The 13,328-nt window shown below is 61.6% G+C and carries 12 protein-coding genes; 11 read left to right on the forward strand and 1 reads right to left on the reverse strand.

Annotated elements, in window-relative coordinates:
- The 7 genes from IEY33_RS19390 to IEY33_RS17160 all read left to right on the forward strand — a co-directional run.
- Positions 1–193: IS66 family transposase (locus tag IEY33_RS19390; protein WP_229671119.1), on the forward strand; the 193-nt coding region annotated here is incomplete at its 5' end.
- A 341-nt stretch (positions 194–534) separates the two neighbouring features.
- Positions 535–1,401: an ABC transporter substrate-binding protein gene (locus tag IEY33_RS17135; RefSeq protein WP_229671120.1), complete on the forward strand. Its 867-nt coding sequence runs from the start codon at positions 535–537 to the stop codon at positions 1,399–1,401.
- Between the two features lie 269 nt (positions 1,402–1,670).
- Complete coding sequence (locus tag IEY33_RS17140) at positions 1,671–1,952, forward strand: transposase (protein ID WP_188964511.1); 282 nt, start codon at positions 1,671–1,673, stop codon at positions 1,950–1,952.
- A 174-nt stretch (positions 1,953–2,126) separates the two neighbouring features.
- Positions 2,127–2,795: a hypothetical protein gene (locus IEY33_RS17145; protein WP_188964512.1), complete on the forward strand. Its 669-nt coding sequence runs from the start codon at positions 2,127–2,129 to the stop codon at positions 2,793–2,795.
- Between the two features lie 317 nt (positions 2,796–3,112).
- Positions 3,113–3,571, forward strand: a complete 459-nt coding sequence (locus tag IEY33_RS17150) for a hypothetical protein (protein WP_194517281.1) — start codon at positions 3,113–3,115, stop codon at positions 3,569–3,571.
- 798 nt (positions 3,572–4,369) lie between these two features.
- Positions 4,370–5,779, forward strand: coding sequence for an IS66 family transposase (tnpC, locus tag IEY33_RS17155; RefSeq protein WP_229671121.1), 1,410 nt, complete (start codon positions 4,370–4,372; stop codon positions 5,777–5,779).
- Between the two features lie 149 nt (positions 5,780–5,928).
- Positions 5,929–6,492: a DUF1349 domain-containing protein gene (locus tag IEY33_RS17160; RefSeq protein WP_188964515.1), complete on the forward strand. Its 564-nt coding sequence runs from the start codon at positions 5,929–5,931 to the stop codon at positions 6,490–6,492.
- A gap of 699 nt (positions 6,493–7,191) precedes the next feature.
- On the opposite strand, the gene IEY33_RS17165 is transcribed toward IEY33_RS17160, so the two are convergent.
- Entirely contained in the window at positions 7,192–7,818 is a 627-nt protein-coding gene (locus IEY33_RS17165; RefSeq protein WP_188964516.1) for a recombinase family protein, read from the reverse strand.
- A gap of 196 nt (positions 7,819–8,014) precedes the next feature.
- On the opposite strand from IEY33_RS17165, the gene IEY33_RS17170 reads away from it, so the two are divergent.
- The 4 genes from IEY33_RS17170 to IEY33_RS17185 all read left to right on the forward strand — a co-directional run bounded on the left by IEY33_RS17170 (position 8,015) and on the right by IEY33_RS17185 (position 13,138).
- Positions 8,015–9,586 carry a HEAT repeat domain-containing protein gene (locus IEY33_RS17170; RefSeq protein ID WP_188964517.1) on the forward strand — a complete coding sequence of 524 codons (1,572 nt, stop codon included), beginning with the start codon at positions 8,015–8,017 and terminating at the stop codon, positions 9,584–9,586.
- Positions 9,587–9,847: 261 nt separating this feature from the next.
- Complete coding sequence (locus IEY33_RS17175; protein ID WP_188964518.1) at positions 9,848–11,269, forward strand: hypothetical protein; 1,422 nt, start codon at positions 9,848–9,850, stop codon at positions 11,267–11,269.
- On the forward strand, positions 11,256–12,383 hold the full coding sequence (locus IEY33_RS17180) for an ARPP-2 domain-containing protein (protein ID WP_188964519.1): 1,128 nt from the start codon (positions 11,256–11,258) through the stop codon (positions 12,381–12,383). The genes IEY33_RS17175 and IEY33_RS17180 overlap by 14 nt, the downstream gene beginning before the upstream one ends.
- A gap of 206 nt (positions 12,384–12,589) precedes the next feature.
- On the forward strand, positions 12,590–13,138 hold the full coding sequence (locus IEY33_RS17185) for a phosphotransferase (RefSeq protein WP_188964520.1): 549 nt from the start codon (positions 12,590–12,592) through the stop codon (positions 13,136–13,138).
- The last annotated feature ends 190 nt before the right edge of the window (positions 13,139–13,328 follow it).

Below are 13,328 nucleotides of genomic sequence, written 5' to 3' on the forward strand. Positions count from 1 at the left end.
AGACCCGGACATTCCACCGACGAACAACGCAGCGGAACGGAGCCTGCGGACGGTGGTGATGGCGAGGAAGGTCTCGCCGTGCAGCAAGAACGCGGTGGGCGCGCAGACGGACATACGGATCAAGTCCACGGTGGAGACCGCGCAACCGCGCGGTCTGGACCCCGTCGCGGTCCTGGCCGGCCTGATGCGCTGACCGGGTCCTCGATCTTTCAGCCGACCGCTAATCACAGACTCCGGGGCTTGCATCCAGCGCTGGGTCAGCATGCTTGATCGCTCGGGAAGGTGTGACAGGCAAAGCTTCCCACGGCTCTGCTCAACACACAAAAAGGTCAGGTACTGACGACCATCTCATATCTCTCCATATGCTCGTTCTGAAATTTATCCGAGTTTGCCAATCGGATTAATATGTGGCAAACTAGCGACGCTTCAATGTGCCGAACTGCCCCCAGAGATACAAGGAGAAGAATGCGTGTAGTCCTATTTTTTCTGGCCCTTCTGAGTGGAGGTTCAAGCCTCGCTCTCACCACCTATCCAGTGAGTATCACTCACAGTGCAGGCAGCACCATCGTCCGCACCAAACCAGTGCGGGTTGTCGCTCTCGGGCCACACGCCCTCGACCTGCTTCTGTCCCTTGGAATTCAGCCCGTCGGCTATGGCGAGGCCTCCACCTACATCAAGACGCCTGCCTTCGGCTCACCGATCCGTGACATCCGCGTTCTGGGCAGCCGGGTGACTTCCAATCCTGTGAACGTGGGGGACCGGTTCAATCCCAGCCTGGAGATCCTGGCTTCGTTGAAGCCAGACCTGATCGTCGGTGAAGATTACGCTGCTCAGGTTTACCCGCAACTGAGCCGCCTCGCCCCGACGCTGCTGTTCAAAGGGATAGACCGCAACGATTGGCAGAAGACGCTGCCCCTCCTCGCCAAAGCGGTCGACCGTGAAGTCACCTACGCTCAAGTCCTGAAATCGTACACGGCGAATGTCCAGTCCACCCGCAGCGTCCTGGCCCCACGCTTCAAGAACCAGACGGTACTGGTGGTCTGGACGAGCGGCGGAGAAAGCAAGTACACCTTCAACGTCAGCAAGCGGAGCGACTGGACCGGCGGCCTGCTGAGCGACCTGGGACTGAACGTGATCGACGGTGAAAAGGCTGACGCCGTGCTGAGCATCGAGGGTCTGGTGGCCTTGAACCCGGACGTGGTGCTCGTCCTGGCTGCCGGGAACAGTACGCCAACCCGCGCGCGTGCAGATTGGAACAGCACGGCCCTGACCAGCCGGTTACAGGCGACCCAGAAGGGCCAGGTCTATTTCCTCGATTATCATCTGTTTCGCCGTATTCGCGGACCGATTGCCGCTCAACTAATCGAGCGGCAACTTATCAAGGAAATGGCCCCGAACTGAAGAGGGCTGTACTGCTTCTCTCTGGTCTGGGTAGTCTCTTTCCTGATCTGAATGGACAGCCGAAAAGCCCCCCTGCCGCGCCGAAGCGCCAGCAGGGGGGTTGATCATGTATGACGGTGCAAGCTGGCCGATAGGTTGTGTTGCCTTCCCCGGGAGAGCTGACCCTGGTGTGCCCCCTAAAAATGGAAGAAGCTGATGAGAGTCATTCGGATCTCCCCCGGTGGAGCACAAGGGCTTCCCTGGTGCGCTCCGGAAAGCGAGGATGACCTATGAAAGCAGGAATCTTTACTGAAGAGCAGATCGTCGCCCTCCTCCAGAACGCTCAGAAGGGCGAAAAAACCGTGGAGGAGCTCTGCCGCGACCTCGGATGCAGTACCGCGTCCTTCTACACCTGGAAGAAGCGTTACGGCGACGCCAGCGGGGACGGGCGTTCGGATGAGATGCGCAACGCGGGAGCCTCGAGAGGCTTCTTCCTGGAGCGGAGCCGAGAGGTGTTCTGCCGCGTCCTGAGGTGCGTGGCGATCTTGTGTAAGCGGGGCATGAGCGTCTGAAGTAGAATGTCGAACGTTTTCGTCAACAGCGTTCTTGTGCTGGATTTTTGGCCTTATGAAATTATAAATAATCAGGGTGATTGATCCTGTGGTTTCCGGATTCTCGGTGTGTCGAATCGCTGAACAAAGGAATAGCTCGTCATAAGGTAAGCACTCAAGGGAAGAACTGAAAACGTGAAAAGGTTACTCGCAATCGGTATGCTGGCTCTTCTAAGTGCGGGAAGTGTTTATTCACAAAAGGTCGTGAGTGAGGTCGTACTCAAAGATTACCCAGGAATTATACAGATATCGCAGTCCGAACAAAAATACGGTGCCGGTAATGTCATTTATTCTTTTCCTTTTGAGGGCCTGCTCACCAATTTTGGCAACTTTGTGATCGAGAGCAGAGATGCTGACAGCTCGAGTGTGCGCTACCGAGTGAGCCAGGGCTCCGATACTTCTGGAGTGATCAAATTGGCAAAACGCTCGAAGGATGATCTTATAAACGACGTTGAAGTGATGATGCTGTTTAAAGCAAACGGCAAAAGAAGTGATATTCGCGCTTATAGTTTTTTGGCGCAGCCGTTTATCAACTTTTGCGCGACTGCAAGACCCTGGATGACAAAGAAATCCGTCACATGGCTTGAGCGGGTGTCCGATCAGATTTTTGAAGCCTCGATAGCAAATCGTGACTTTTCATACTCCGAAAAGAAAGATCACGTATCAATTGCCGTTACCTTAAAATTAACTCCCCAGGGCAAGGTTTTAAATGTACACACTGTCGTTGACAAGCTTCCCGGTCCCAGCTCACGCGTTACAGCCTGTACGTTTGGTGGAACGATACGAGAGACTGATTACAGATAAATCGAGTTGACTTTTCCTGGGTTTCAGGGAGCTGGGTAGAGATCAGTAGAATTGGATGACCATGAACTGGCTTCACTTGACGGACGACGCCAAGTGTTTTGAGACTTAGTACCGATCAGCAGCATCCTTCAGCATACTGCTGGGGGCGATACTAAACTCACTGACAGAGTTCTCGGACGCACTTTATGACGCCTGCACAGGTCAATAAAGCACTTGAAAGGCTTTCGCGAGGGCAGGTCAATGATGTTGTTGGGGGAAGCAGGTGATTTGAGATTAAATTCCCTGTGTAGGCGAGGCTTAATGTGAGAGAGTCGAATATGTATTATGTATTAGCGGGCGACTGGTCAAAAATGCCCAATGAGAGCAGTATACCTCGTGTAGAGAAGCGTCTCATGTCTATGGATTTATTCATGGATGTTTGGTCTACCGAGCCATTAATGAAAAAATGGCCTGAAATAGAAGTTTCCATGACTAAGCGTACTGCAATGCTCGACTATCTAGCCACGACTGGCGGGCTTGATATATGCAAACGAGCGATGTTTGGCGAAATCAGAAAATTAGATAGAAATATAGAGGAATTGCCAGTTAATGTAGTGGACAGAAAGTCAGGCGATAAAATTGACATCCCTTACGCTGTCCTCCATCCTCTATGTTCATTTAGAGCCTTCGATCTCAACAAATCCAGTCGGCGCTCTTCCGGAAAGATCAAGACTCTGGTCCCAACTGAGGATTTATTGGCGAGTGAGATTCCTATCCTAAGTAGCTGGCTGATATGAACTGATGCATCTGCACCCTTGCTCGCTTTGCTTTCGGCTCCCCGTTTTTCCCTACTGGGGCGAAGGCGGGAACAGGATGAACCGAACGAGCCTCCACTCATGGACCAATCTTCACTAGCCAGCTACTTAAGAGACGATGAGCATTGGCTTATACTGGTAAGTGATCGACTAAAATCCCATTTAGAGGGTGCCGGTATCACTGGGTGTCGTTTTATTCATTTGGATTCGTACGCCGCTGATAAGTGAACAGGTTCTCCATTCTGTCCCTCGACCCTCAAGAGTCCGCCACACGGCGGGTTCTTTGCTTTACAGCCGGGAGAGGCAGCCCGGGGCTGTCATGTGGGTGCCCTCGAGCGCGACCCGGATCTTGTGCAGGCCAATCTCTTCACCCTGAGCCTTGAGTGCCTGATACAGCAGCCGGTACCCGGAGGTGGGGTGCTGCAATGCTGTAGGGCAGCATCTTCTCATAGAGCGCGTCACAGCACTGCCTTATGGCACAGCGCGCCGGCGCGCTGTGCTGATGGTCCGGCAGCCGCCAGGAGGGCACGCTGGCGTACGGAGCGAACCGACGCAAGCCGAGTTGGGGTCGGCTCTGCCGGAGGACGATCAGATCAATCAGCGTCAGAGCCGCCGCACTTGCAGCCAAGCGTCCTCTCCTGTGGAGCTGTGCCAGTGATGGGCGCTGTTCTGGCCAAGACTGCTCATCAGCTTCGTCCATAAAACTGCGCCGTCTGTGATTAGTGCCCCCCTGAGTGCCCGGCTTTCCCACCGGGCACTCTTGCCGCTACCATGCTGTCCATGGCTTCCAAAGTGACTGAGAACGATCTCTCCGAGATCGTCCGTCGCCAGGCTGAGCAGATCGACCAGTTGATCGCGCAGAACACCGCACTCCAAGCTGAAATTGCCCGTCTGAAGAAGCGCATCGAAGAACTGGAACGAAGGGCCCGCAAGTATGCCGCTCCCTTCAGCCGGGAGAAGCAGACTGCCGATCCCAAGTCACCAGGACGCCGTCCTGGTGAAGGATCCTTCGCGCACAAGGCCCCACCCACGCCAGCGCAGATCACGGCGACCGTGCAGGTCGACACGCCCAACACCTGTCCTCGATGTGGGTTTACGGGGCCACTGATCTTCACCCGTCAGGACAAGGCCTGGGTCACGGAACTCGTCCCCCAAAACGCCATGCAGGTCACCGAGTACCACGTGCCCGTCATGGAATGCCCGCAGTGTCACCACGCGGTGCGTGGTGACCACCCCGACCTGAAGAGTGATCAGGTGGGCGCGACCTCTCATCGACTCGGACCCGTCCTGCATGCCACCCTTCAGACTCTCCATCACGAGCTGGGCCTCCCGGTCCGCCGCATCGGTCGGGTCATGGACCTCCTGGGCGGCCTTCAGATCACGCAGGGGGCGATCACGCAAGCCGCACAGCGGCTTGCTGCCGACGGAAGCGCCCTGGCTGCCCACGTCGATGCCTTACAGACACAGATTCAGCAGGCGCCCTATGTGCATCACGACGATACCGGCTGGCGGATCGGCACCCAGAACGCCTGGGTGGGCACCTTCCGGAGTGCGGACACCGTGGTGTTCCGCGCGAACCTGCGGCATACCAATGTGGAAGTCCGGGAAGGGCTGGGGCGGAACTTCGCGGGTGTGCTGGTCAGCGACCGCTTCTCGTCCTATGACAGCCGCTTCCTGCAGGACGTCCAGCAGCAGAAGTGCCTGGCGCACCTGATCCGCAACGCGGATGAGGTCGCCGCTGGAGAGCAGGGTCGACCTGGGCGGGGAGAGCTGTACGGGCAGCGGGTCGCACAGGTCTTCCGGGACGGCATCCGACTCCACCGGAACGTGACGAAGGGAGTGTGCACGCGGGAAGAGTATGCGCAGCAGGGTGAGTGTCTCACCCTGCGTCTGGACGCCCTGCTGAATCGGGCACCACTGAAGTCGAAGGCGAACGAGCGACTCCGGTTGGGCATCCTGAAACAGAGCGTGCTGGACCGGTTGTGGCGATTCCTGAAGGACCCGGACATTCCACCGACGAACAACGCCGCGGAACGGAGCCTGCGGACGGTGGTGATGGCGAGGAAGGTCTCGCAGTGCAGCAAGAACGCGGTGGGTGCGCAGACGGACATGCGGATCAAGTCCACGGTGGAGACCGCGCGGTTGCGCGGTCAGGACCCCGTCGCGGTCCTGGCCGGCCTGATGCGCTGACCGGGTCCTCGATCTTTCAGCCGACCGCTAATCACAGACACTGCGCCCTCCCAACGGCACTCGAGACCTTAACGGGGAATTTCGGGCGATTGAGGACTGTCTTGGCGAAGACAGCGCGGCCTCCTCTCATCACGGCGTAGCATGGCTGCATGGCTTCCTGGACCGAACTCGAATGGTTGAACGCACCGCGCTGGCAGGTCGACGGTGAGACGCTCGTCGTGACGACGGACGCCCACACCGATTTCTGGCGGGAGACCCACTACGGCTTCGTCCGGGACAGCGGCCACTTCTTGCACGCCGCGGTCCAGGGGGAGTTCACCGCCCAGGTGCGGGTGCAGGGGTCGTACCGCTCGCTGTATGACCAGGCGGGGCTGATGGTCCGGGCGGACGAAGCCCACTGGGTGAAGACCGGTGTGGAGTTCGTGGGCCATCAGCAGCTCAGCGCGGTCGTCACGCGGCCCTACAGCGACTGGAACGTCCGGCCGGTAGGCTCCCCGGCGTGGGTGGAGCTCCGGATGACCCGGCGCGGGAATGCCCTGAGCGTGCAGACCCGGCTGCCAGGAGAGGACTGGCAGCTGCTGCGCCTGACCTTCTGGCCGCCAGACCTGTCCGTATCGGTCGGAATCTACGCCTGCAGTCCGGGCGACGCTGGCTTCGAAGTGCGCTTCAGTGACTTCAGTGTTCAGGGACCCGCAGACGGCCCTCTCTACTGAGCCGTGGTAAGGGTCGCACGAGGGTTCGCGTGGGAATCTGTGCTCAGGACGAGGTCCTGTGGGCGTGGCCACCTCGACGTCCTGAACGCAGGTTTGGGTTCCGGCGCGGCGTGTGACTCCTTGTTCCGGACTGTCCCTCCGCGCTTACCGTAGGGGGATGCCGACCCCGATCGCATTCCACCTGTCCCTCGCCTTCGCTCTGCTTGCCCTGCTCGCCCTCTTCCTGCCCAGGCCCGCCGCGCGTGTGGCCGCGGCGTTCTCGTGTTCGCGTTGCGCGCGTTCACCGTCACAGCGGCCTGAGCCATCAGGTCCGGCCGGATCGCCTGAACGGTGAACATCTCCTGGGTCTGCTGGATGGGGGCAACACTGGCGACAGTGCGTGCGCTTGAAACAGTTGCTTCTGGAACTTCACCCGCACAGGAAGGAAAGGGTGGGGCCGCGGTCTGTGCGCGTCGCAGACCAAATGATGCCCCGCAGGGGGTGCCCAAGGCGCTGCAGGACGCTTTTTATCCGCTCTCGGGTGCATGATTTGACGTGGCGTGCATATCGGGCTATATTAGAGAAATCAAGGCACCCGAGCGGTGCCTTTTTTGTTGCCCTTAGCCCGTGTCCGTACTGCCCCTCTGCCGGGAACAGGAACAGCTCCTCGTGCTCGTGAGCAGGAAGGGGCTGAGGGGTGCTGATCGCCTCGACGGGCAGTCAGGGCAGGTAGGTGTAGACCGTCTCGCGGCTGATCCCGAAGTCCCGTGCCAGCTTCGCTTTCGCCTCACCCGCTGCTGCTCGCCGCCGGAGGTCCTCGACCTGAGCCGCGTTGAGTGAAGGCTTGCGCCCCTTGTACACGCCTGCCTCCTTCGCCAGCGCGATCCCTTCCCGCTGTCGCTCCCGGATCAGGGACCGTTCAAACTCCGCGAAAGCGCCCATCACGTTCAGCAGCAGCATCGACATGGCGGAATCGTCCCCCTTGAAGACCAGGTTCTCCTTGACGAACCGCACCTCGATGCCGCGCCCGGTCAGGTTCAGGACCACGGTGCGGAGATCCCCGAGGTTGCGGGCGAGACGGTCCATGCTGTGCACCGTGAGCGTGTCGCCGTGCCGGAGGAACTGCAGCATCTCGGTGAAGGCCGGACGGCTGGTGTTCTTGCCGCTGGCCTTGTCGGTGAAGGTGCGGTCGAAGTGCAGGCCCTCCAGCTGGCGGGCGGTGTTCTGGTCGCCGCTGCTGACCCGGATGTACGCCACGTGCTGACCGGTGGTCGGGCCGGGTGCGGGCGTGGCGGTCACAGGTGCGGTCTTGCGGGCACGGGTCTTTCTGGGGGCGGGGTCAGGCATGGAGGCTCCTCTGTGTCAGGTTAGGTTCCAGACCCGTACAATCTAGTGTCAGACAATGCGGAAATCAATCCTAGTCTGACACTTTATCGACACCTGCCTGACGTGGCGCTAGGGTATACCCCAGTTGGACATTTGAGAAATTGATCCGCACGCGCCCAGCGTGAGCTGAACCGCCCCCGCTATACACTCGAGTGGCATGAGCTCCCTCCCCTCTGAACTGCTCGACGTCTTCCGCACGGGGTGGGCCCGCATGTGGGCGGAGCACCCGGATGGCCTGCCCAGCGATGTGTTCGATGCCACCAAGGAAGCCCTTATTGCCGACTTCGTGGCGACCCTGCAGGGCAGACCAGCTCAAGTGATCCCCACCCTTCAACTCGCAGCCCGCGAGGGCACTGCGGAATACGCAGTGGGATATGACTTCCCGATGCTTCTCCTGGGCGCCTTGACTCGCGTTGATCACGACGGTCACGTCCTGATTGACGTGGCAGACGACCGTGAGCAGCCATGGTTCCTCCGGCGCGTTGCCATACAGGCACTGGGAACCCGGACCCGGCCGGAGCTCATCGCCCTGTTCCGCCGAGTGCTACGTGACAATGAGAATGAGGGGGAGGTGCGGACGGCCGCGCTGTTCGCCCTGGTGGAACAGGGCGACGTTGAAAGCTTGGACATTATCCGCTCTCTGAGCGTGCGGGGCGAACCCTGGATCAGCGCTGCGAACCCACTCCTTGAGGCGCGCGGGCGGCTGGGAGACCTCACCGCCACCCGTGACCTGATCAGTCTCACCTCCGACCCCTGGCAACACCACTTCATGGCTGGCCGGCGAGGGCTGGCCGCCCTGGAAGCGCAGGTCGGTGGCCTGGCACCGATGGTACGGGCACTGCAAGCGGCCCCCCAGGCACGTGCCCCGCGTAGCCTCTGGGGGCGCGTCCCGCACCCGGGCACGTCCCCACTGGTGGATCGCCTCCATGCACTCGCGACGGCTGACCCCATGGACGCCGTGCGGAACTGGGCGACGATGCGCCTCGCGGAACTCGAACCCTCCCACACAGCCGAGGTGCTTCTGGAGGCGCTTCGGGACCCTGACTGGTGGGTCCTCAAGAATGCCAGTGACGCCCTGAGCACTCTGAAACCCGCTCCGGTGGAGGCCCTGCACGCCCGGGTGGGCAACCCAGAGCTGGCGCTTGACGAACGGCGATGGGCCGCCCGCACCCTCCTCCTGCTCGGCGAATCCCCAGACCTGCATGTCATCCCCGACATGCAGGTGACGTTGCCAGCGGTGGTGCCCCTGGAGGTACGGTCAGCGATCGTACGCTCGTATGCACCGGGCGCAGAGGCTGGCAGCGACGTGCGCTGGCTGATCGAGGGCCTGACCTTGCCCCACAGGGATCACGAGGCAATGAAGGCCCTGCGGGCTGAGCACGAGCAGGTTGTGCAGGCGCTCCGGACACACGGGATTGAGGTCGGGGAAGCCATTGACGCGGGTGAGTGGCACAGTCAGGGAGGTGGGACCTATGTCGTCCTGCCATCGGAAGGCGGCGACCTGAGTCTCAGTACACTAGGGCGGTTCGGAGCCGAGCACACCTGGGGTGGGGACGGAGTCCACCCAGCCACCATGATCAATCGGATCCGCGCAGCCCTCGCGTCCGTGGGATGGGAATGGGTGGATGACGATATCTTGTCCGTCACGGTGCCGGGTCTCAACGTCTACTACTTCGGAGCGCGAGAACCTCTCAGTGTCGGGGAATTACTCTTCTACTGGCAAGACTAACGCGCGTAGAAGGCAAGGCCGCTGGGCTACCAGAAACGGAAAAGCGTGATGCCTGGGCCTCAGCACCTGATGTTAACGTCCGGTAATTGTCCGTCGCGTCGATCAAGCAATTGCCCATCTGCTGCCCAGATCGGTTTGTTAGACTGCGCTGCAGAACGTCGTCCGTGGGACTCTGGCGTGACTTCCGAGACATCCCTCTGAAGGTTGCACCTTGCCGTCACGCCGCCACTTCCCGGGCGGCGTTCTGCTGAGGGAGGCACCATGCCGAGCGCCGAGACCGTCGCCCGAGAAGACCTGATCCTGTTCCTGAATGCGGCGTTCGCCTGCACCGGGCAGCGGGAGTTCTACCACACGGCCGACGAGCAGCGCGTCAGCGTGCAGTTCCTGCACGCCTACATCCTCGGGAATTACCGGCGGCTCTACGCCCGGACGCTGGCGGCCGGCGTCAACGATTTCAACGCGGCCGAAATCATCGTGAACCTGCTCCGCAGCGGACAGGACACACCGGTCACCTTCAGAACTGAGGAGAATGCCCTGCTGACCGCGGCGATCGGTCGACTGCCGCCCCAGCGGGGCTGGAAGCTGATCACCCGGCTGCGACAGGAGCGGATCAACAACCGCCGCACCCGGGCACTCGTGAGGGCATACACCCTGGGCCAGCGGGACCTGACCTTTCAGGCGGTGAAGTACCGGCGGCACGTCCGGGCCGCGGCCCTGCATGCCCACCTGACATTGCCGGGCGAGCTGCCCGCCTTCCTGTTCGGCAAGCACCAGAACGTCTTCCGGACGCCCCTGCTGGAGACCTTCCGGCAGGCCCGCTACAGCCACCAGGCCGTGTATGACCTTCCTTTCACCGTGGCGCAGGGGATGGCCGCCAAGCACGGCATTGCTCCGGACCTCTTCCTGAAGAACATCGCGCCCCGGTTGACCGAGCGTGAACGGCTCCGGCTCCAGAATCGCAGTGGAGGCAAGGTCGAGTTCCGCCCCGAGCGGTTGCCGCTGACGGCCCTGTGCAGCTACGTGCTGTCCCTGCCGATGGCTGAGAGGCGGGAGCGGCAGGACGAGTTGACCGGCTGGCTGGACGTGGCCGCCCGCAGGGTCCTCCGTCGCCGGCCCCTGCCGCTGCCTGCGGGCCGGACGGCGGCAGTGCTCGACAATTCGTTTTCGGCGTCCGGCTCGCGTGAAAAGCCTCGCCGGCCCCTCGCGCTCGCGCTGGCCACGGACTGGCTGCTCCGGTCGGCCACCGCTGAAGGTGAGTACCGCGCCTTCTGGACGCATCCGGTCGCCTCACCATTGCTGGTCCGTGCCGAGGGGCAGACGAACCTCACCGACCGTTTCCTGGACGCGCTGGACTGGGGCGCGCAGACGGTGATCGTGGTCTCGGACGCGGTGGAGAACGATCCGCCCGGCGTCTTTCATGCGGCCTACACGGCCGCCCGGCGATTGGTCCTGGATCTGAGCGTCCTGCATTTCAATCCGGTCTTCGATGCCGAGATGCTGACCGTGCGCGCCCTCAGTCCACTCCTTCCAGCCGTGGGACTGCGGGACGCCGACGACCTGCCGACCGCCCTGGGCTTCGCCCGATTCGCCGCCGGGCAGACGGACGTGGATGAGCTCGAACGGTATCTGTCTGGCCGGGTCCAGACCTTCCTGAACGCGGGAGCCGTGCATGTTGAAGCTTAACGGTCTGACCCCCGCCCCGGCGCAGGTGCGCGGCGCCTTCCGGCTGGTGCCGCTCCTGCGCGACCGGCCCTGTGACGACGTCCGTCTGACGCCGCACAGCATGGATCCCGGCTTCAAGGTGGTGGCCCTGCCGGACCGCACCGTCTACACCGCCTTCGTGCCGCACGCCCTGCTGCTGGAATGGGACCGGCCCGGAGCACCGCTGATGGCGCTCGGGGGCCAGGTGGGCCGCCCGGGCCGATCCGACTGGTGCGGCGTCGAGATGGTGCAGAAGATGCGCAAGCGCGAACAGGGCGGGCTGCGGTTCCTGCCGCTGCACCTGGCCCTCGAAGGCCTGCTGGCCCTGCATTTCGCTCCGCCGCGCACCGCCTGGAAGGAGCTCTCACGGGACTTTCTGAAGGTCGGTCTGGGTAGTCGGTCCGAGTCCGGCATTCCAGGCACGCTCCTGCCCGGCTTCGAAGACGCGCTCAAGACCTTTGAACTGCATGACGGTCAGGTCGGAATGCTGGTCTTCGTGGGTGAGCAGCTCGCATCGGCGTTTGTGGTGCCCTCAGCCCAGGACTACCGCCGGCTGCACCGCAGCCTGCTGGAGGACCTCTACGGCGAGCTGGTCCTGCGCTACGCAGCCCTATATCCGGACCCTCCCCTGCTCAAGGCGACGCCCCGCTTCGAGCACGCCCGCTCACTCGCCGACCTGCGCGAAGGGCTGACGGTCCTGCGGCGCGAATGGGCAGCGTTCGTGCAGGTCAACATGCTGACCGATCTGCTGGAACGTCCTCTGACCACTGAGAAGGTCTATGAGCCAGGGCAACTCCGGCTTGAACGCTTCGTGACTGACCTTGACCCGGCCCAGGTCAACCACATCGGGGAGCGACTGGTCCGCCCGGACGGCGAGCTGCTGTACCTGAAGACCTTCCAGCTGTCCGCTGCCCAGACCCGGCGCGCCTACCTGCTCCAGCAACTCGCGCAGTACGAGTGGCACCTGGGAAACGCTGCCGCTGGACTCGGCGTCAGTGTTCCGGAGCTGGTGGACCGGGTCACGCGGGCCGGCTTCGGTTACCTGTTGACGCAGGCGGTGCGGGAGACGGCGGCGAAAGCCCTCAGGCAAAAGTGAAGTGGTACAGCACCTGTGGCCTTCGTTGAATGGACACAGCTCTGGTCTTCTGCTGACGAGTGGTATTATTAGTACCGGCATAGATTGAGGTTGCCTCACCTAGCAGAGACCAGAGACTGGCCAACCCTTGAAGATTGTCGGGATCAGGAGTTCACCCTCATCATTCGGATTTCCATCGACTCAAACTTCCGCCGGTATCAATAGCTGTGCCGCACCATCCCTTTTCCACCTTGCTGGAAGGTGGCGAGGCGCTGCTCAGAGACGAGACCGTCCTGCGTGGGTGGGGTCTGAACGACGGGCAGCGCCGCGACTTGATCGCCGCCGTGCCGAACCTCCGGCGGCTGTGGAAGCTGGTCGATGCTCTGAAGCTCCCAGACGGTCCAGTACACGGAGATATCCACCCCAAGAATGCCCTGTGGGACGGTCAGCGGATACGGTTGTTCGACTGGAGTGAAGCGAGTGTCGCGCATCCCCTGACGGACATTGGCTGGTTCGTCGGTCAGCTCGCACGCCAGAAATGGCCGCTGGTCGAGTCTGACCCCGATCTCGCGCGGAAACTCGCCACCACCTACCTGCAGGCCCTGGGTCTTCCCGGAGCCCACGCCGAGATGGCCGCTGCCGTGCCCCTGGCTCTCCTCCAGCGGGCCGTGGTGTACGATGCCACGTTCAGGGAATGGGCGCCGCCAAGGCCACAATATGTGCCGTACTTTTTGCGCCGAATGCTTGCCGAACTGCGGATGCCCAGCCTGAGCTGACCAACGCACCGTTTCCGTGACAGACCCTGAACCGTTACGGTGCACGATAAGCCACTTCGCCTATCCCAGCTTCGAATCCGCTGCGCTATTGAGACCGGTAGAAATTCAGGTTGCTACACTGGCTGGGACATGGCACTCTGGCAGCCCTCCAGGTACACCCGCCCCCAGCTCGAAGAACGGCGACTCGCTG

This window comes from Deinococcus aquiradiocola, from assembly GCF_014646915.1.
Taxonomy (GTDB): domain Bacteria; phylum Deinococcota; class Deinococci; order Deinococcales; family Deinococcaceae; genus Deinococcus; species Deinococcus aquiradiocola.

What these genes read in the sequence shown, in the direction of transcription:
- IEY33_RS17140 (WP_188964511.1), top strand. Translation starts at nt 1,671, where the DNA reads ATGAAAGCAGGAATCTTTACTGAAGAGCAGATCGTCGCCCTCCTCCAG.
- IEY33_RS17150 (WP_194517281.1), top strand. Translation starts at nt 3,113, where the DNA reads ATGTATTATGTATTAGCGGGCGACTGGTCAAAAATGCCCAATGAGAGC.
- tnpC (WP_229671121.1), top strand. Translation starts at nt 4,370, where the DNA reads ATGGCTTCCAAAGTGACTGAGAACGATCTCTCCGAGATCGTCCGTCGC.
- IEY33_RS17160 (WP_188964515.1), top strand. Translation starts at nt 5,929, where the DNA reads ATGGCTTCCTGGACCGAACTCGAATGGTTGAACGCACCGCGCTGGCAG.
- IEY33_RS17165 (WP_188964516.1), bottom strand. Translation starts at nt 7,818, where the DNA reads ATGCCTGACCCCGCCCCCAGAAAGACCCGTGCCCGCAAGACCGCACCT.
- IEY33_RS17170 (WP_188964517.1), top strand. Translation starts at nt 8,015, where the DNA reads ATGAGCTCCCTCCCCTCTGAACTGCTCGACGTCTTCCGCACGGGGTGG.
- IEY33_RS17175 (WP_188964518.1), top strand. Translation starts at nt 9,848, where the DNA reads ATGCCGAGCGCCGAGACCGTCGCCCGAGAAGACCTGATCCTGTTCCTG.
- IEY33_RS17180 (WP_188964519.1), top strand. Translation starts at nt 11,256, where the DNA reads ATGTTGAAGCTTAACGGTCTGACCCCCGCCCCGGCGCAGGTGCGCGGC.